General features: G+C 69.6%; 18 protein-coding genes. 8 read left to right on the top strand and 10 right to left on the bottom strand.

Features of this window, described 5'->3' with window-relative positions; translation table 11 throughout:
* Positions 1-732 precede the first annotated feature (732 nt).
* A complete protein-coding gene (locus tag ACTMTI_RS24725) occupies positions 733-1602 on the top strand; it encodes a TIGR03619 family F420-dependent LLM class oxidoreductase (RefSeq protein WP_441122880.1) in 870 nt (289 codons plus the stop codon).
* 415 nt (positions 1603-2017) lie between these two features.
* Here the strand turns inward: ACTMTI_RS24725 and ACTMTI_RS24730 are convergent, their stop codons facing one another.
* Positions 2018-2497, bottom strand: coding sequence for a MarR family winged helix-turn-helix transcriptional regulator (locus tag ACTMTI_RS24730; RefSeq protein ID WP_441122881.1), 480 nt, complete (start codon positions 2495-2497; stop codon positions 2018-2020).
* Positions 2498-2630: 133 nt separating this feature from the next.
* Here ACTMTI_RS24730 and ACTMTI_RS24735 point away from each other — a divergent pair, with 133 nt between their 5' ends.
* From ACTMTI_RS24735 to ACTMTI_RS24745, 3 genes are all read left to right on the top strand, one after another.
* Complete coding sequence (locus ACTMTI_RS24735) at positions 2631-3989, top strand: MFS transporter (RefSeq protein WP_441122882.1); 1359 nt, start codon at positions 2631-2633, stop codon at positions 3987-3989.
* Between the two features lie 11 nt (positions 3990-4000).
* The gene (locus tag ACTMTI_RS24740; RefSeq protein ID WP_441122883.1) at positions 4001-4648 is read left to right on the top strand and encodes a nitroreductase family protein; all 648 of its coding nucleotides are present in this window, start codon (positions 4001-4003) and stop codon (positions 4646-4648) included.
* 238 nt (positions 4649-4886) lie between these two features.
* Entirely contained in the window at positions 4887-6137 is a 1251-nt protein-coding gene (locus ACTMTI_RS24745; RefSeq protein ID WP_441122884.1) for an MFS transporter, read from the top strand.
* 200 nt (positions 6138-6337) lie between these two features.
* Here ACTMTI_RS24745 and ACTMTI_RS24750 read toward each other — a convergent pair whose 3' ends face one another.
* The 6 genes from ACTMTI_RS24750 to ACTMTI_RS24775 form a co-directional block, all read right to left on the bottom strand.
* Positions 6338-6913 carry a dihydrofolate reductase family protein gene (locus ACTMTI_RS24750; RefSeq protein ID WP_441122885.1) on the bottom strand — a complete coding sequence of 192 codons (576 nt, stop codon included), beginning with the start codon at positions 6911-6913 and terminating at the stop codon, positions 6338-6340.
* 98 nt (positions 6914-7011) lie between these two features.
* Positions 7012-7488, bottom strand: a complete 477-nt coding sequence (locus ACTMTI_RS24755; RefSeq protein ID WP_441122886.1) for a hypothetical protein — start codon at positions 7486-7488, stop codon at positions 7012-7014.
* Positions 7489-7510: 22 nt separating this feature from the next.
* Positions 7511-8743: an RNA polymerase sigma factor gene (locus ACTMTI_RS24760; RefSeq protein WP_441122887.1), complete on the bottom strand. Its 1233-nt coding sequence runs from the start codon at positions 8741-8743 to the stop codon at positions 7511-7513.
* Positions 8740-9096, bottom strand: a complete 357-nt coding sequence (locus ACTMTI_RS24765; protein ID WP_441122888.1) for a YciI family protein — start codon at positions 9094-9096, stop codon at positions 8740-8742. The genes ACTMTI_RS24760 and ACTMTI_RS24765 overlap by 4 nt, the downstream gene beginning before the upstream one ends.
* A 30-nt stretch (positions 9097-9126) precedes the next feature.
* On the bottom strand, positions 9127-9534 hold the full coding sequence (locus ACTMTI_RS24770) for a DUF6069 family protein (RefSeq protein ID WP_441122889.1): 408 nt from the start codon (positions 9532-9534) through the stop codon (positions 9127-9129).
* A gap of 319 nt (positions 9535-9853) precedes the next feature.
* Entirely contained in the window at positions 9854-10462 is a 609-nt protein-coding gene (locus ACTMTI_RS24775; protein WP_441122890.1) for a TetR/AcrR family transcriptional regulator, read from the bottom strand.
* A gap of 57 nt (positions 10463-10519) precedes the next feature.
* Between ACTMTI_RS24775 and ACTMTI_RS24780 the strand changes: the two genes are divergently transcribed.
* From ACTMTI_RS24780 to ACTMTI_RS24790, 3 genes are read left to right on the top strand one after another with little or no spacing between them, the layout of a single operon-like run.
* The gene (locus ACTMTI_RS24780; RefSeq protein WP_441122891.1) at positions 10520-10753 is read left to right on the top strand and encodes a hypothetical protein; all 234 of its coding nucleotides are present in this window, start codon (positions 10520-10522) and stop codon (positions 10751-10753) included.
* A 47-nt stretch (positions 10754-10800) separates the two neighbouring features.
* Complete coding sequence (locus ACTMTI_RS24785; RefSeq protein ID WP_441122892.1) at positions 10801-10959, top strand: hypothetical protein; 159 nt, start codon at positions 10801-10803, stop codon at positions 10957-10959.
* On the top strand, positions 10956-11603 hold the full coding sequence (locus tag ACTMTI_RS24790) for a DsbA family oxidoreductase (RefSeq protein WP_441122893.1): 648 nt from the start codon (positions 10956-10958) through the stop codon (positions 11601-11603). The genes ACTMTI_RS24785 and ACTMTI_RS24790 overlap by 4 nt, the downstream gene beginning before the upstream one ends.
* 146 nt (positions 11604-11749) lie before the next feature.
* On the opposite strand, the gene ACTMTI_RS24795 is transcribed toward ACTMTI_RS24790, so the two are convergent.
* Both ACTMTI_RS24795 and ACTMTI_RS24800 read right to left on the bottom strand, forming a co-directional pair.
* Positions 11750-13117 (bottom strand): MFS transporter, encoded by a 1368-nt coding sequence (locus tag ACTMTI_RS24795; protein WP_441122894.1) that lies wholly within the window; start codon positions 13115-13117, stop codon positions 11750-11752.
* Positions 13118-13247: 130 nt separating this feature from the next.
* Positions 13248-13769 (bottom strand): CGNR zinc finger domain-containing protein, encoded by a 522-nt coding sequence (locus ACTMTI_RS24800; protein ID WP_441122895.1) that lies wholly within the window; start codon positions 13767-13769, stop codon positions 13248-13250.
* An 89-nt stretch (positions 13770-13858) separates the two neighbouring features.
* On the opposite strand from ACTMTI_RS24800, the gene ACTMTI_RS24805 reads away from it, so the two are divergent.
* Complete coding sequence (locus ACTMTI_RS24805) at positions 13859-14719, top strand: alpha/beta fold hydrolase (protein WP_441122896.1); 861 nt, start codon at positions 13859-13861, stop codon at positions 14717-14719.
* An 85-nt stretch (positions 14720-14804) separates the two neighbouring features.
* Here ACTMTI_RS24805 and helR read toward each other — a convergent pair whose 3' ends face one another.
* Positions 14805-16952: an RNA polymerase recycling motor ATPase HelR gene (gene helR, locus ACTMTI_RS24810; protein ID WP_441122897.1), complete on the bottom strand. Its 2148-nt coding sequence runs from the start codon at positions 16950-16952 to the stop codon at positions 14805-14807.
* Between the last annotated feature and the right edge of the window lie 36 nt (positions 16953-16988).

Below are 16988 nucleotides of genomic sequence, written 5' to 3' on the forward strand. Positions count from 1 at the left end.
ACGAACAAGAGATCCCGGCGACCCGATTCTTGTGACAACGCGGCTCATGTGATCTGCGTCACCGATCGTGGGTGTCACGCAGCGGTGGGGACCGGGATCGTATGCATGCCCCGGTCGCGAATGAACAGGCAGGGACCAGCAATGAGCGAACACAGCGAGCAACCGACGGACACGCCGACCGGGCACCACTTCCTGCCGCGGCCTTGTGCTGCCCGCGCGCGCCCAACGTCTCCCGTGCGGCCCGGTGCAGCGGCCGCTGCCAGCGGGCTCCCTCTCAGCGTCGGCCCCAGGTCGGCGGGGAGTACAAGCTCTCGCAGGCGCGGCAGGCACTGGAGGACCTGGCGGCCCGCCGTACGCACGGCAAACTCATCCTGCTTCCCTGACCGTGTCCCGGAGCTTGGATCTTCAGGCCGGCCGGACCGCGCCGGGGTGGGTGCGGGGGCGGCCGATCCCGACGCGGACCTTGATGCGGGCCAAGACAGCTGCAGTACCTCGCCGGGAGATCAGCGCACGGGCCCACCGCACTGCTGCTCGACACCGGGTACTGCTTGCCTCCGGCGCCGTGACCGGGCGCAAGTTGCGTTGACGCTGATGACAAGGTTCTAGCGTGGCTGCGGCAGGCCGATGAAGGAGGTTATCGAGGCATGGCGAGGCCACGATGCCGCCGCAATGCCGGGGCCACACCGACCGGCGACTGCCCGTTCACCGCATCGGCTAGCTGGAGGAATGACGATGAAGTTCGGAATCAGCTATAGCACGCCCTACTACGGTGTCGACCCTGACAAGATCCTGGCCTACGCCCAGTACGCCGAGGCCTGCGGTTTCGAGTCGCTGTACCTGCCGGAGCACATCGCGCTATACCCCGGTGCGATGGTCGGGCGCTTTGAGCTCCCGCCGTCGCTGCCGTACTTCGATCCACTCGATTGCTTGAGCTTCGTCGCCGCGGCTACGCGACGGATCCTGCTGGGAACGGGTGTACTGCTGCTGCCGTACCACCATCCGGTGGTCCTCGCCAAGCGCCTGGCGACCATTGATGTGCTGTCCAAGGGGCGAATGCGGCTGCTGACCGTGGGGCTCGGCGCCCTGCCTGGTGAGGCCAAGGCGGTGGGCGTCGACTTCAGCACCCGCGGGCGTCGTGCAGACGAGGCGATCGACGTGATGCGGCTGCTCTGGGCAGGCGGCGAAGACGGAGTCAGCTTCGCCGGGGAGTTCTTCACCTTCGACAACCTGTGCCAGTTCCCAAAGCCTTATGGGGTCACTCATCTGCCGATCCACGTCGGCGGATCGAGCCGGGCGGCCGCACGCCGCGCCGGACGACGCGGCGACGGCTACTTTCCTGGTGGCACGCTAGATGCGAATGAGCGCGCCGCGCAGATGGATCTTGCCCGGTCCACCGCCATCGAAGCCGGCCGGAGCCCGGAAACGCTGGAGTACACGCGATCGGGGTCGATCGACATGACCGTCGACCAGGTCGAGGCGTTGGCCGCGCAAGGCGTCACCCGCATCGTCGTGGGTGCCACCGCCACCGAACCCGACCAGCAGCGCGAGGAGATGTCGGCGTTCGCCGAGCGGTTCGCCCTCCTCGAACGCCTCCCCAGCTAGTACTACCTGACATCACCGGCAGGGGAAGCTGGTGTCAGGCAGGCCCCTGCAGCGGTAGCTGCGAGCATCGTCACGTGGTGAGATTCTGTGCAGTACGGGGCACCGTGAGCTGATTGCCCGATTTGCCGGGACGAGCGGCAGTGCGTCGGTTGGGAAGGCCGGCAGGGGACCACGCTGACCGAGTTGCGCGCCAGTGGCCGTCGCGGTCGGTTCGATGAGGGCCCCGGAGTGATCGGGGCCGGTGCGGTGCCGTCGGTGGCTGTCGGCCGGCGTGGGCTGCTGATCCCCGCACCGAACGCATAACGGACGAAGTCGCCCCAGTCTGGCGAGGCACCTACTGGGACATGAGTTGCAATCCGCTCAAATCAAACGCCCGCTGGCAAGCCCACATCCAGCCATGGACGCCAGACGTAGGTCAGCGAGGGCCGCTGACGCTGGCCTGCAGGAGTTTGGCGAGGATCGCGCCCAGTTGGCCGCGTTCGTCGTCGGTGAGAGCGCTGAAGGTGTCATCAAGGAAGGCAGGGATCGAGGCCTGGGCCGTGGTGAGGCGTTGTCGGCCTGAGCCGGTGATGGTGACGGCGTAGGAGCGGCGGTCATGGGGGTTGCGCTCCCTGTGGACGTGGCCTGCCTGCTCCAGGTCGTCGCAGATGCCGACCATGACGCTGCGGTCGATTCGCAGTTCTTCGCTGAGCGTCTGCTGTGAGCAGGGGCCGACGGCGTCGAGCATCTGGAGCACGAGGTGTTGCCCGACTCCGAGCCCTTCCCTGGCGGCGTGCGCGTCGGCGGCGCGGGCCACGGCGGCCGAGGCCCGGCACAGCGCGATGTCCAGCCGCTCGGCGGCGAGTTGCGGAAAGTAGGCCGTCCCGCGGTCCGTCGTTCTGGTCGTCGTCGCCATCGCACTCCTCTTCCGTGAGTCGTCAGTCTATCGCGGATTTATCTCTACTCAGACTGTTTGACGACAGATGATTTGTTGGCATACGGTCTCGATCATCTGTCCACCAATTGTCTGTACACAGATGGAGATGATCGTGACCCGAACCGACGGCCGCCAACATGTGGCCCTGGTGGTGCTGTGCGCCGCGGTGTTCCTGGACTCGATGGACCTGTCGTTGATGGGCGTGGCCCTGCCCGCCATCGGGCGCGATCTGGGGCTGCCGGAGAGCACCCTGCAGTGGCTGATGTCCGGCTACGCGGTCGCCTACGGCGGGTTCCTGCTGCTCGGCGGCCGCATCGCCGACCTGTTCGGCCGCCGCCGGGTGTTCCTGCTGTCGCTCGCGGTGTTCGCGGCGGCGAGCCTGATCGGCGGGCTCCTGTCCGCGGGGTGGCCGCTGGTGGTCACCCGAGTGGTCAAGGGATTGGCGGCCGCGCTCACCGCCCCGGCGGCGTTGTCGCTCATCACCACCACCTTCGCCGAGGGACCGCAGCGCAACCGGGCGCTGGGGGTCTACTCGCTGGCCGGTGCGACCGGATACACCGCAGGGCTGATCGCCTCTGGCCTGCTGACCGAGATCAGCTGGCGATTGGTGTTCTTCCTGCCGGTCCCGGTCGCCCTGCTCGTGCTGGCCGCGGCGCCGCTGGCACTGCCACGCGGTGTTCGGCCGCCCGGGGCGCGGGAGGGGTTCGACGCCGCCGGGGCCGTCGCAGTCACGGGCGGCGTGCTGCTACTGGTCTTCGCGCTGACGGAGCGGAACTGGCCGGCCGGTGTCGTGGCCGTGCTGCTGCTGGGCGCCTTCGTGGTCATCGAGCGCCGGCGGCCCGCGCCGCTCGTCCCGCTGGAGGTGTTCAGGTCCGGCACGGTGGGTGCCGCCAATCTCGCGGCGCTGGCCTGGGCGTGTGCGACGATCGGCTGGCAGTTCGTGGCCGTCCTGTATCTGCAGCAGGTGCTCGGCTACACCGCGCTGGCCACCGGGCTCGGGATCGTCCCGATGGGCCTGGCCATCGTCATCACCGCCAACTTGGCCGGCAGGCTGATCAGCCGATGGGGCCTGGGGCGGGTGGCCGCTGCCGGAATGCTGGTCCAAGGCGCGGGCATCCTGCTGTTCCTGCGGGCCGGCGCCACGGGCGACTACGTCACGATGCTGCTGCCCGCGCTGGTCGTCCACGGCATCGGCAACGGGCTGTCCTTCCCGAGCCTCAACATCGCCGCCGTGGCCGGCCTGCCGGATGAGCAACAGGGCCTGGCCTCAGGGCTGGTCACCTCGGCCGTTCAGATCGGCGCGGGGATCGGTGTGGCGGTGTTGGCCGCCGTCATGGCCCTCGGCGACTCCGCGCCGGCCGGTTACCGGCTGGCCTTCCTGGTGGCGGGCGGCTTCTCCCTGCTGGGCGCCTTCATCGCGTACTTCGGCCTGCGCGCACGCCGGGCTGTATCGACCACGACCACTGTGTGAGGAAACACATCATGACGCTGGATCTCACCCCCGACGAACTGCTGAGCACCACCCGCGCCGTACGCAAGCGCCTCGATTTCACCCGCCCTGTGCCGCGCGAGCTGATCGAGGAGTGCGTAGACCTGGCCGTGCAGGCACCGACCGGGCGTAACCGGCAGCGCTGGCATTTCCTGGTGGTCACCGAGCCCCAGCAGCGGCGGGCCGTGGCCGACATCTTCCTGCGCGCGCTGCCCTTGGCGAGCGGGCAGCCGTTGACCGAACGCGACGCGTGGCGCATGAACTACCACTCCGGCTCCACCGAGCGGGTCTTCGACGGCCTGCGTCACCTGGCCGACAACATCCACCGTGTGCCCGCCTTCGTCATCCCCGGCGTGGAAGGGCGGACGGACCACGCCCCGGTGGCCGTACAGGCGGGGGCGTGGGGATCGATCCTGCCTGCCGTCTGGAGCTTCATGCTGGCCGCGCGGGCGCGTGGTCTGGGCACGGTATGGACCACCGCGCAGGGACCACTCGAACGCGAACTGGCCCAGGTGCTCGGCCTGCCGCATGAGGAGGTCATGCTGGCGGCGTTCATCCCGCTGGCCTTCACCATCGGCACCGACTTCAAGCCCGCTCCCCGCATCCCGCGGAAGGAGGTCCTGCACTGGGACCGGTGGTGAGCACGTCGGCCAGGCCGCCCTGACCCCATCTGCTGGACCCGGCCCGCACCAGGCGCCTAAGCTCTACGCCGACAGCGACCAATGTGAGACTTCTGCTCGGTGACGGAGCCCGGCGTGGAGCGCGCGTCCCCACTCCGCGCCGGTACTGGACGGTTCCAGGCGATGACCACGGGTCGGCACATTCGGACGCCGACGACCTCGGGTGGTCCGCCCCGCCGGGCGGCGAAAGGGACGCGCCGTGCTTCCGGCGACCTACCGCACCCTGCTGCGCACTCCTGGTGCCGCGGCCTTCTTCTCCACCGCCGCCGCCGGCCGCGTCGGCATTGCGATGACCAGCCTCGGCCTCGTCTGGCTGGTACACGGCCGGACCGGCTCCTACGCCGTGGCCGGCCTGGTGACCGGCGCCTTCGCCGTCGCCGAGGCCCTGGCCGGGCCGCAGCTCGGCCGGCTGATCGACCGCTTCGGTCAGACCCGGGTGCTGCCGCCCGCGCTGCTCGCCCACGCCGTCGCGGTGGCCACGCTGCTGGCCATGGTCGCGCTCGACAGCCCGGCGTGGCTGATGACGGCGGCCGGGGCGGCGGCCGGCGCGACGATCCCGCAGCTCGGCGCGCTGTCCGCAGCCCGCTGGTCGGCCCTGCTACGCGGCAGCCGGTCGGCCGAGCTGCCCGCCGCCTTCGCGCTGGAGTCACTCGCCAACGGGCTGGCGTATCTGGCCGGTCCGGTCGTGGTCAGCGCGGTCGGGGCGAGCGGGCAGCCGGCAATCGGCTCAGTGCTCGCGGCCGTCCTGGTGGTGGGGGGCGGGCTGGCGTTCGCCGCGCAGCGCCGCACCGCGCCTTCGGCGGCGTCCGAGGCCGATGAACGCCGTCGGGCGGGCCGGTCATTGCTACGGCCGGGATTCGCCGTACTCGCCGGGCTCAACCTCGCCATCGGCGTGTTCTTCGGCGCGATACAGGTCTCGGTGACGGCCTTCGCGATCGAGCAGGGCGTCCCTGCCGCCGCCGCTCCGCTCTATGCGGCGTCGAGCTGCGGTGGCCTGCTGGCCAGCTGGCTGTACGGGCTGCGCCGGTGGCGCGCCGCGCCGCGAACACAGCTGGCGCTCGGGACGTCCGCGCTGGCGATCGCCTGCCTGCTGCTGCCCATGGCCGACTCGCTGCCGGGGCTAGGAGTGGCGATCGCGCTGACCGGCACGATGATCCCGCCGATCCTGGTGGTCGCGACGGTGCTCACGGAGGCGGCCGTGCACCGGTACGCGCTCACCCAGGCGTTCACGTGGCTGAACTCGGCGAGCGCGGCGGGCTCGGCCGGCTCGGCGGCGGCCTCCGGGTGGGCGGTGGACGCGGTCGGGGCGTACGGCGGCTTCGCGATCGCCTCGGCGGCCACGGCCACGATGATGGTGCTGGCTCTGGCAGGGGTGCGCGCGCTGCGCCCACCGTATGTGCTACGGACCGCTGAACACGTCCAGGGCCGACGGCGGCCACGCGGCGGATGAGCGAACGCCCGGGCCTGCAAGAATACGGCCGACCCGTCCGCTGGCCCTGGTGGCGGCGGTGATGGCACGGATCACAGTGGTTGATCCAGGCATTTGAGAGTCTTGCGGCCGGCCCTGTGGGCGGGAAGGTTCGACGCCAGATGGCCAACTAGGAAGAAAGTCGTGCGCAAGCTTGACAGGGTGGAGGTGCACGGACGGACTCAGACATGCAGGGTGGGCCGGTAGATGAGCTCTTGGGTGTGGCCGTCGAACGTCCGGCTCTCGATCAGCTCGAGGTCGAAGTCGGCCCCACCCTGGAAAACCGGGTCCACTCCGGTCTGACCGGTGATCACCGGGAAGAGCGTCACCTGGACGAGGTCGACCAGGCCGGCGGCCATCAGCGCCCGGTTCATCGACAGGCTGCCGTGCGAGCGCAACGGCACCTCGGACTCCTCCTTGAGCCGGGCGACGACATCGACGGCATCACCGCTCACGACGGTCGCGTCCGGCCAGTCGAGGGGTCCTTCCAGTGTGCTCGACACCACCGTTGCCGGCAGATCCCTCATCCGGGTGACCCATGGGTCACGGGCCTCGGCCTCGGTGCCCGAGGCCAGCATCTGCGCGTGCGCCCGATACGTGGTGGCCCCGAAGACCATCCGCAGCTCCTGGTCGTACAAGGCGAGGCGGTGCTCGAGCAGCTCGGGGCCTTGCTTGCCCCAGTAGCCGCCCCAGTTCCCGCGGTTGGCGCCGAAGCCGTCGAGGGTGGTGAAGACGTCGAAGGTGTAGGTAGCGGTCATGATGCTCTCCTCGAATGCGGTTGATCGGGTGTGTGGATACAGGCTGGAAACCACGGGGAGGCACGATGTTGTACTGATGGTCATCGTGGTCGACGACATCACCTACCGGAGACAAGCTCGGCCAGGTGGCGCAGCGAGTCGATGAGATGCTCAGGGCCGAATGGCGGGAAGTGGAGGTACTCCCGGATGGACTGCGGCACCGCCGACCAGTCGTAGGTGAGCGTGACCTCGGTCTCGGACGGACCGAGCGGCGCCAGGTCGTAACGCCAGAACCAGCCGCCGAACTCCAGGAGACCGTCACCCTTGTCATACCCCGTGAACCAGCCGATGGCGCGCGGCGCCTCGAGCACGTGGACCTTGTTGGCCGTCTGGTAGTCACCGTTTGGATGGCCGTCGTGATGCATGCCCATCCGGAAAATCTGCCCCACCTCGGTCAACGGCACCTGGTCAACGGCTTCCTCAACCCAGCCGGTGCCATCGATCGCAGCATGGGTCGTCGGATCGGCCAGCATCGCGAACACCTTCGCTGCGGGCGCGGCGACAGTCAGAGTGGCGCTCACGTTCTCCTGGTCCACGGTGTGCGCGCTCCTTGTCATCTCATCGCTCCTTGTCATCTCGGGCCTCCCGCCCTAGACGCGCTCGTCGCGTCTGCAGGAAGGTTCGTTCGGTGTCGTTGGTGGCCAGGGTGATGGCCTCGTCGTAGGCGGCGACGGCATCGGCGGTGCGGCCCAGGCGGGCCAGCAGGTCGGCGCGGGTGGCGGGCAGCAGGTGGTAGCCCGGAAGGTCCAGTTCATCGATGGTGGCCAGCGCCGGTGCCGGTCCGTGTACCTCGGCGACGGCGACCGCGCGGTTGAGTGTCACGATCGGGGTCGGGGTGTGCTGCAGCAGCTGGTCGTACAGGGCCAGCACCTGCGTCCAGTCGGTGGCCGGTCCGTCGGTGTGCACGGCGTTGATCGCGGCCTGCAGCTGGTACGGTCCCGGCTGGTTACGGCGCAGGCAGCGGCGTACCAGCTGATGTCCTTCGGCGATCAGTTCCTGGTTCCATAGGGACCGGTCCTGTTCGGTGAGGACCACCAGTTCGCCTGAGGGTCCCACTCGCGCGGGGCGGCGGGCTTCGGTGAGCAGGAGCAGCGCCAGCAGCCCGATCACCTCCGGCTCGCCGGGCATCAGCTCGGCGAGCGCCCTGGCCAGGCGGACCGCCTCCAGGCACAGGTCCGTCCGCAGTAGCTTTCCGGACGTGGAAGTGTATCCCTCGTTGAAGACCAGGTAGAGCACGGTGAGTACCGATGTCAGCCGATCGGGGAGTTCGGCGGCGTCGGGCACCCGGTAGGGGATGCCGGCGTCGCGGATCTTCTTCTTCGCGCGGACGATCCGCTGGGCGACGGTCGCCTCCGGCATCAGGTAGGCCCGCGCGATCTCCGCCACCTCCAGCCCGCCGAGCAGGCGCAGGGTGAGCGCGGTCTGCGCGAGCGGCGACAGCGCCGGGTGGCAGCAGGTGAAGATCATACGAAGCTGGTCGTCGCGCACCGGCCCCACCTCCTTCGGCTCGTCGGGTTGGTGCAGCAGCAGCGCCTGCGCGTGGCGGGCCTCGCGGGTGGATTCCCGGCGCAGCCGGTCGATCGCGCGGTTGCGGGCGGTGGTCACGATCCACGCGCCGGGATTGGGCGGCGGCTCGTCCCACTTCTGGACGGCCACCGCGAAGGCGTCCTGCACGGCCTCCTCGGCGAGCCCGATGTCACCGAGCAGGCGTGTCAGCGTGGCCACGCACCGGCCGTACTCGGCCCGGTAGACGCCGTCCAGATCCAGCTGTCCAGATCCATCCGTGCTCATGTCCACTGCGCGTCTTCGAACGGGCGCACTTCGATCGGGCAGCCGCAGGCCAGCGCGCACTTCCGAGCCCAGGCCAGCGCCTGGTCCAGGTCGTCGCACTGGATCACCCAGAATCCGCCGAGCTGCTCCTTGGTCTCGGCGAACGGGCCGTCGGTCATCGTGGTCGTGCCGTTGCCGGGGCGGACGACGGTGGTGGCGTGCGAAGGCAGCAGGCCGCCGACGAACACCCACGAACCGGCGGCCTGCATGTCAGCGGTGACCTTGGCCGTCCGGGCCTGCTGCTCCTGCAATTCCCCTTCGGACGGCCACGGCGCGCCCTCGTCGAACTGGACAGCGAGCAGGTACTGCTTCATGACGAACTCCTTGCGAACTCTCTGGAAGGATCAGGCGGACAGGCGGCGGGCGATGGCCGGGATCACGATCGCGGCGGCGACCACGTGCGTCAGCATCAGCAGCACCCTCGTGGCCAGCGGCGCGTCCGCGAGCACATCCGGTACCAGCGACAACACGGTGAGCACAATCGTGGTGCGGACGAACGCCGTGCGCGGCCGGCGAGCCCAGCGGGCCAGTACCAAGGCCAGCACCAGGCCCACCACGGAGAAGATGACGGTCAGCACGGCAAACCCGGACACCGGGATCGGCGCGTCGCCGACAGCCAGGCCGATCCCGGTGAACTCACCCGCCGCGGCAACAGCCGCGGTCGCCGCGCCGGCAACGACCGCGACGGTCAGCCCACCGGTGATCAGTGGCTTCGCGGGAGCAGTGGTGGCGACGGTGGTGGTAACGGACATCGTGCACCTCCGGTGAGTGGCGACCGGCCCGTAGCCGGCCTCTCACCTTGGCTACGAACGCGCTCGACGCCATTCGACACCACCGCAAGAAAAAATCAGAAGACGTACTCACCCCGACCGCGTCCGAGGCGACAAGGCCTCCGATGTCACCCTCACCACGCTTCCTCGACGCTATGACGATCATCGCTGATTGTCCCGCATCGAGATCGTTCGTCCGCGCTCCGCTGGCGCGGTAATCGCACTCGGACATCAGCAGCTCGGCCAGAAAACCTCACGTGGGCTGAGTCATGTGGACCAGCACTACCTGTCGGCGGACCCGTTACGGCGTGGCGGTGAGGCCGCTCAGCGCCTGGTAGACCTGCTGTGGGGTCAGTGGGCCGACGGGGAGTGGGTGGGCGGCTTCGGTGCGCAGGCCATCCAGCATGAAGGCGACGCCGCGGCGCCAGGCGCCGGGGGCGGCATTTGCGGCGGCGCGGGCCAGCAGGGCGTTGGTGCCGAAGATGAACAGCAGGTCCTCGCGGGTGAAGTCCGGGCGTAGGGCGCCGGCCTGCTGGGCGCGTTCGATGATGCGCGCGGCGGCGGCCTGGGCACGGCCGCAGACGGCCATCAGGCGTTCGGCGCCCGGGTAGCGACCGGTGACCACATCGCTGACCGCCGGGTCGGTGGCCTGCAACTCGCACACCTTCTCGATGTAGTACGCGAACCCCTCCCAGGCGTCATCGCGGGCCAGAGCCTGCTCGGCGGCCTCGTCGAGGCGCTCTGCCGCCAGGTCGGCCACCACCTCGTCGATGAGCGCCTCGCGGGTGCCGAAAAGGTTGTAGAGAGTGCCGTGGCTCACGCCGGCTCGGCGGGCGATCTCCTTCAGCGAAGCCTGGAAGCCGCGTTCGCGGAAGAGCTCGGCGGCGGCCGTCCGCTTGTATTGACCCACCGGTCAAGATGCTCCGCGGGAAGGAGCAGTCCTCATGTCCAAAGGCTGTCCCAGCTGTTGCTGCTCACTTCGGTGGAGGCGGTCCGCGCGGTGCTGCCGGAGATGACCGAGCGCGGCGACGGCGCCGTCCTGCTCACCCACGGCTACTCCGCGCTGCAGCCGATCCCTTACCTCAGCGGCGTGGGCCCGGTGATGTCCGCCGAGCACTACTGGGACATGTACACCCGGCGCGACCGCGTCGAGCAGGTCCACCCCGCCTCGCTGACCCCGCAGGCCGGCGCCGCCGCCTGACCACTGGCCACACGTTTGCGCACCCGAAACGCCTGATTGGAGTGATCATGCCTGCTCTCCCCACCCGCGACGACAGATCAGCGGCCGCCCTTGAGCCCGCTCCCGACACACCGGACACCGCGGCGGACCCCGTCGGCCCCTCACGCCTGGTCGCCTTGGGCTCGGACACCGCGCCCGTATGCGAGGACGGAGTGTGCGTCCTGTGAGCACGTTGCGCATCGACATCTGGTCCGACGTCGTCTGCCCGTGGTGCTACATCGGCAAGCGACGACTGGAGACGGCACTTGGGCGCTTCGAGCATGCCGATGAGGTCGAGATGCACTGGCACGGCTTCCAGTTCGACCCATCGCACCCGAAGGGACACCACGAGCCAGTCTTCGACACTCTTGCCAAGAAGATCGGCGCCCCCCATGCCCAGGTACGGCAGATGACCCAGCAGGTCACCGACCTCGCCGCCGCGGAAGGACTGGCGTACGCGCTGGATCGCGCGGTGTCGGTCAACACGCTGGATGCCCACCGGCTCACCCACCTCGCCGCCCAGCAGGGTCTCGGCGGCGAGATGCATGAGCGGCTGCTCAAGGCCCACCTGGTCGAGGGTGAGGTCGTCGACGATCTCGACACCTTGGTCCGGCTCGGCGGCGAGGTCGGTGTGCCCGAGGACGAGGCCGGTCAGGTCCTGCGGGGCACCAAGTACGCCGGCGAAGTGGACGCCGACATCCGCGAGGCACGGCGGTTCGGCATAACCGGCGTCCCGTTCTTCATGCTCAACCGCACCTACGGCGTCTCCGGCGCGCAGTCCGCCGACACCTTCCTGACCGCACTGAGAAAGGCCCACTCGGGACCGCAATGACGCCGCTCGGTGATCGCGGGGAGGAGGACCGGGGCCTGCGGGGGAGCCGCTTGGAATAGCCGCCTGATCGCCGTTCGACGGGGTGGGGGAGAACGGCCGACCTCCCCGTACGCCGGGTGCGCCGGGGAGGTCGGTCGGTCGTTCGCTCAGTGGTGGTGGTGAGACGTGGCCGGGGCAGAGTCATGGTGGTGCGGCCGGGTGGGCCGGCCGCGGTCCAGCAGCGCCCATGTGGTCAGGGCGGTCGCCAGCCCAGCGGTGCTGAGCAGGCCGCCGACCCAGTTGACCGACGTCAGTCCGAGGCCGCCGTCGATGGCCGCGCCGCCGAGGGTGATGCCGATGGCGCTGCCCAGGGTGAAGGCGGAGATGTTGGCGGCCGAGGCCACGTCCGGGGCGTGCCCGGCGGCGGTCATCACGCGCAGTTGCAGGGGAGCGACCACGGCGAAGGCCGCGGTGCCGAAGACGAGCATCATGACGACGGTGGCGGGCTTGTTCTGGATGGCCACGGTCATCGCGAACAACGCGATCGCCAGCACGGCAAGGGTGCCGATCACGGCGGGCATGGTGGCCCTGTCGGCGAGCTTGCCACCAAGGTGGTTGCCGGCGAACAGGCCGATCCCGAAGAGCAGGAGCAGCGGGGTGACCCAGCCCGCCTCGAACCCGGCCACCTCGGTGATCTGCGGAGCGAGGTAGACATAGCTGGTGAAGACCCCTCCGTAGCCGAGCATCGTGGTCAGCAGCGCGCCCCAGACGGCCGGGCGGCGCAATGCAGCCAGTTGCTCCCGCATGGTCGGCCCCTGTCCGGCGCCGCCCAGGTGGGCCAGGGCGTGGGCGTCGAGCCCTTCGAACTCGGCGCCGGGCTGGGCGCCGTGACCGGTGGCGGGCTGGGCGTCGTGGCCGTGAGCGTGGCCCGCGGTGGGCTGGGCATCGTGGCCGGAGGCGTGGTCGTGGTGGGCGTGCGGCGCGGTGCGGCTGAGGGAGGCCAGCAGGCCCAGGAGCGCCACCCCGCCGAAGACCACGAGGGTCCAGAACGTGAACCGCCAGCCGAGTGCCTGCCCGACCGCGGCCCCGATCGGCGCGCCGAGGATCGTGGAGGCCGTGAGGCCGGAGAACACGATGGCCACGGCACGTCCCTTGCGCGAGGGCTCGACCAGCTCGGCGGCGTACACGGCGGCGATGCCCAGGAAGGCCCCGTGGGCCATGGCCGACACGACCCGACCCGCCATGATGGTGCCGTACGTCGGCCCCAGCGCGGACAGCAGGTTGCCCAGCAGGAACACCCCGGTGGTCGTCAGCAGCATCGACCGCCTGCCGAACCTGGTGCCCAGCGCGGTGAACACGGGGGCGCCGATCGCGACGCCGAGGGCGTACACGCTCTCTAAGGCGCCGACGGCGCCGATCGTGACGTTCAGTGCTTGGGCGATCTCGCGGACGACACCGGCGACGATGAACTCGTCGGCGCCCATCGCGAACGCTCCGACGACCATGGCCCAGATCGCCAATGGCAGCTTTCTCATCGCAGTCTCCTCGTGGAAGACGAGCGCCTGCCCGGACACCTCGCCCTTGCAGGCCTGACGCCGCCTAAAGCGGAATACCCCCATGGGGTATTCCGAAGCCCACCGAGTTTTTCCGGCGAGGGTCACCGGGTCAGCCGGCGCTCTTGTGGCGCTGGTTGAACCGGCCCACCTTCGCCCGGTTCCCGCACGCCTCCATCGAGCACCAGCGGCGGCTGGCGTTCTTGCTCACGTCCAGGAACCACAGCACGCACTGCGGGTTGGCGCACTTGCGCACCCGCTCGGGGCGCTCGCCCATCAGCCGTACGAGGTCGGCGGCCGCCACCCAGGCCGGCCGCCAGGCCGGGTCGTCCACGATCACCACTTCGTACGGCTCCCCGTCGCGCAGCCCGGGCCGCCGGGCGCCGTGGTCGAGCACGGCGTTGAGCCGGTCGGGCCCCCGTCCCTCGAGCGCGTCCCGCAGCGCGGCGCGGGCCTCCATCAGCCGGTCGCGCACCCGCCCCAGCCCGTCTTCCTCGTCCAGGCCGTGGTCGGCGAGCCAGGCGCGCACCCCTTCGGGATCGTCGAACTGGTCGACCAGCGTCCCGTGCTCCACCCAAACGGTGTCGACCAGATCCAGCGCGACCGGCTCGCCCGTCAGTGGCCGCAGCCTCACATTAACCTCCAAAGATGGTTTGACAGGTTATTTAGCGCCATGCTACCACTTAACCATCAAACGAACTTTTACCGGTTAGGGAGCTGGTTATGAACATGCGCTACCACACCGCGGTGATCGACGACCTCGACATCTTCTACCGCGAGGCCGGCGATCCGGCCGCCCCCACGCTGGTCCTGCTGCACGGCTTTCCCACCTCGTCCGTGGCGTACCAGGAGCTGATGAGGGAACTGTCCGACGAGTTCCACGTGATCGCGCCCGACTACCCGGGCTTCGGCCACAGCTCCGCCCCGGCCGCCGAGGAGTGGGACTACACCTTCGACCGCCTCACCGACGTCGTTGACCGGCTGCTGGACACGCTCGGCGTGACCAAGTACGCGATCTACGTACACGACTACGGCGCCCCCGTCGGCTTCCGCCTGGCGCTGCGCCACCCCGAGCGGATCACCGGGATCGTCACCCAGAACGGCAACGCCTACGAGGAGGGCCTGACCCCGTTCTGGGAGCCGTTCAAGAAGGCCTGGGCGGACCCCTCCGAGGCCAACACCACCGCGCTGCTCGGCTACTACACCAAGGAGGCCACCCGCTGGCAGTACACGCACGGCGTGCGCGACACCTCACTGGTCAACCCGGACAAGGCGGCCCTTGACCAGGCCGTGCTCGACCGGCCCGGCAGCCACGCCATCCAGCTCGCGCTCTTCCTCGACTACGCCACCAACCCGCCGCAGTACCCGGCCTGGCAGGAGTACCTGCGGACGTACCAACCGCCGGTGCTGGCCGTCTGGGGCCGCCACGACGAGATCTTCGGTCCGGACGGGGCCCTGGCCTTCGCCCGTGACGTGAAGGACGCCCACATCCAGTTGCTGGACGCCGGCCACTTCGCCCTGGAGACCCGCGGCGCCCAGATCGCGGGCCTGGTCCGCGACTTCCTCCGCCGCCTACCCGACTGACCCCTTGGGGAGCTGCTGCCGAAGCCCACGTACACCGGTGGCGTGCCGGCGTCCAGGAACGCCACCAACTCGGCCGGGAGCAGCGTCAGGAGCTCGTGAGGATGACGAGTTGCTGGGTCGCTCGCGTCATGGCGACATAGCGGTCGACCGCTCCTTCGATGCCCTTGCCGAACCCCTCTGGGTCGATGAGGACGACCAGGTCGAACTCGAGCCCCTTCGACAGTTCCGGGGTCAGCGACCGGACGCGGGACGTCCCCCGGAACGTGGGATCGCCGATGACGCAGGCGATCCCGTCGGCATGCGTGGCGAGCCAGGTGTCGAGGGTCGAGCCTAGATCCGCAGCGGATCCGTGTACGACGGGGACACCGCTGCTGCGGATGGAGGTCGGCACGTTGGCGTCCGGGAGCACGGCCCGGATGACCGGCTCGGCTTCCGCCATGATTTCCTCCGGCGTCCGGTAGTTGATGCTCAGGGAGGCCAGGTTGATCCGGTCGAGCCCGATCCGCTCGAGCCGTTCCTGCCACGACTCCGTGAACCCGTGCCTGGCCTGGGCGCGATCCCCGACGATGGTGAAGCTCCGGGACGGGCAGCGGAGCAGCAACATCTGCCACTCTGCGTCGGTCAGTTCCTGAGCCTCGTCCACGACGATGTGCGCGAACGGGCCGGCGAGCAGGTCCGGTTCGGTGCTGGGCGATGCGGTCTCGTCGACCAGGGCGTCCCGTATGTCCTGTCCGTGCAGCATCGTCACCACACCTTCACCGTCGTCATCGGCCTCGAGCAGGTTGTCGACGACCGTGGCCATGCGCTCGCGTTCGGCGGCGACAGCGGCGTTGTGCCGACGCTTGCGTCGTGCCGCCTCCGGGTCGCCGAGCCGCTGCCGTGCCGCGTCCAGGAGCGGCAGGTCGGACACCGTCCAGGCCTGGGCGTCCTCGCGCTGCAGCTTCCGAATGTCGTCGGGGCTGAGCCAGGGAGCGCACAACCGCAGGTAGGCGGGTACCGACCACAGGTCTCCGACGAGGTCAGCCGCTTCGATCAGCGGCCACGCGCGGTTGAAGGTCGTGAGCAGCTCCCTGTTCTGCAGCAGCGACTTGCGGAGCAGGTCAGCCGAGGCGTCGCCGTCGTGCTTGTCCACCAGGATCGTGAGCAACTCCTCCCAGATCTGGTCGCGCGCCTCGTTGTGCGGAGTACCGGGTTCTGGTGCTTCGAACGCCTCGGCCCAATCGTCGGCGCTCAGCCAGATGTCGGACCAAGGGGTCGTGACCGTCATCCCCTTGGTGGGCGGGTTCTCGTAGAACCTGGCGGCCGGCTCGATCGCCTTCACCAGGTTCGCGGACGACTTCAGGAGGGCCACGTCCGGGTCGGTCTCGATCGCTGCTGCGGATCCCTCGGCGACGAGGTCCCGCAGGGTGCAGGTCTGCACGCCCTCCTCTCCGAGGCTGGGGAGGACGTCGGCGACGTAGGCCAGGTAGGGCTGGTGCGGACCGACGAACAGCACGCCGCCCCGGCGGTGACCGAGGCGAGGGTCGGAGTAGAGGAGGTAGGCGGAGCGGTGCAGAGCGACGACGGTCTTCCCCGTACCCGGACCGCCGTCGACGACGAGAGCGCCGCGGGATCCGGCGCGGATGATGGCGTCCTGGTCGGCCTGGATGGTGCCGAGCACGTCTCGCATCCGTGCCGACCGGTTGCTGCCCAGGCTGGCGATGAAGGCGGACTGGTCGTCGAGCGCGGCGTGCCCTTCAAACCCGTCCGCGGTGAACACCTCGTCCCAGTAGTCGCTGATCCGGCCGCGGGTCCAGCGATACCTGCGGCGGCTTGCCAGACCCATCGGGTTGGCGTGGGTGGCTCCGAAGAACGGCTCAGCCGCGGGGGAGCGCCAGTCGAGCAGCAGCCGGCGACCCGCGCTGTCCGTGAGGCCAAGTCGTCCGACGTACACGGGCTCGGGGTCGTCTGCGCCGACCATGTGTCCGAGGCACAGGTCCAAACCGAAGCGACGCAGTGCGCGCAGGCGAGAGGTCAGCCGGTGGATCTCCAAGTCGCGGTCCATCGCCTGCCGGCCTTTGCCACCGGGCGCCTTGCGCGCGGCATCGAGGCGGTCTGACAGGTCGGCGATCGACTGCTCGAGGCTCTCCGCGATGGCCGCGAAGTGCCGCTCATCGCCGGCGATCAGCGTCGGGTCGGCCTTGGGGGAGAGGTGGTCGGGAAGGTCAAACGCGCTGGTAGTCAGCGGGTTCACGTGATTAGCTCCGATCTGAGGTCGCTTGCAACCATT

The sequence above is a fragment of the Nonomuraea sp. H19 genome, assembly GCF_052068215.1.
Lineage (GTDB): Bacteria > Actinomycetota > Actinomycetes > Streptosporangiales > Streptosporangiaceae > Nonomuraea.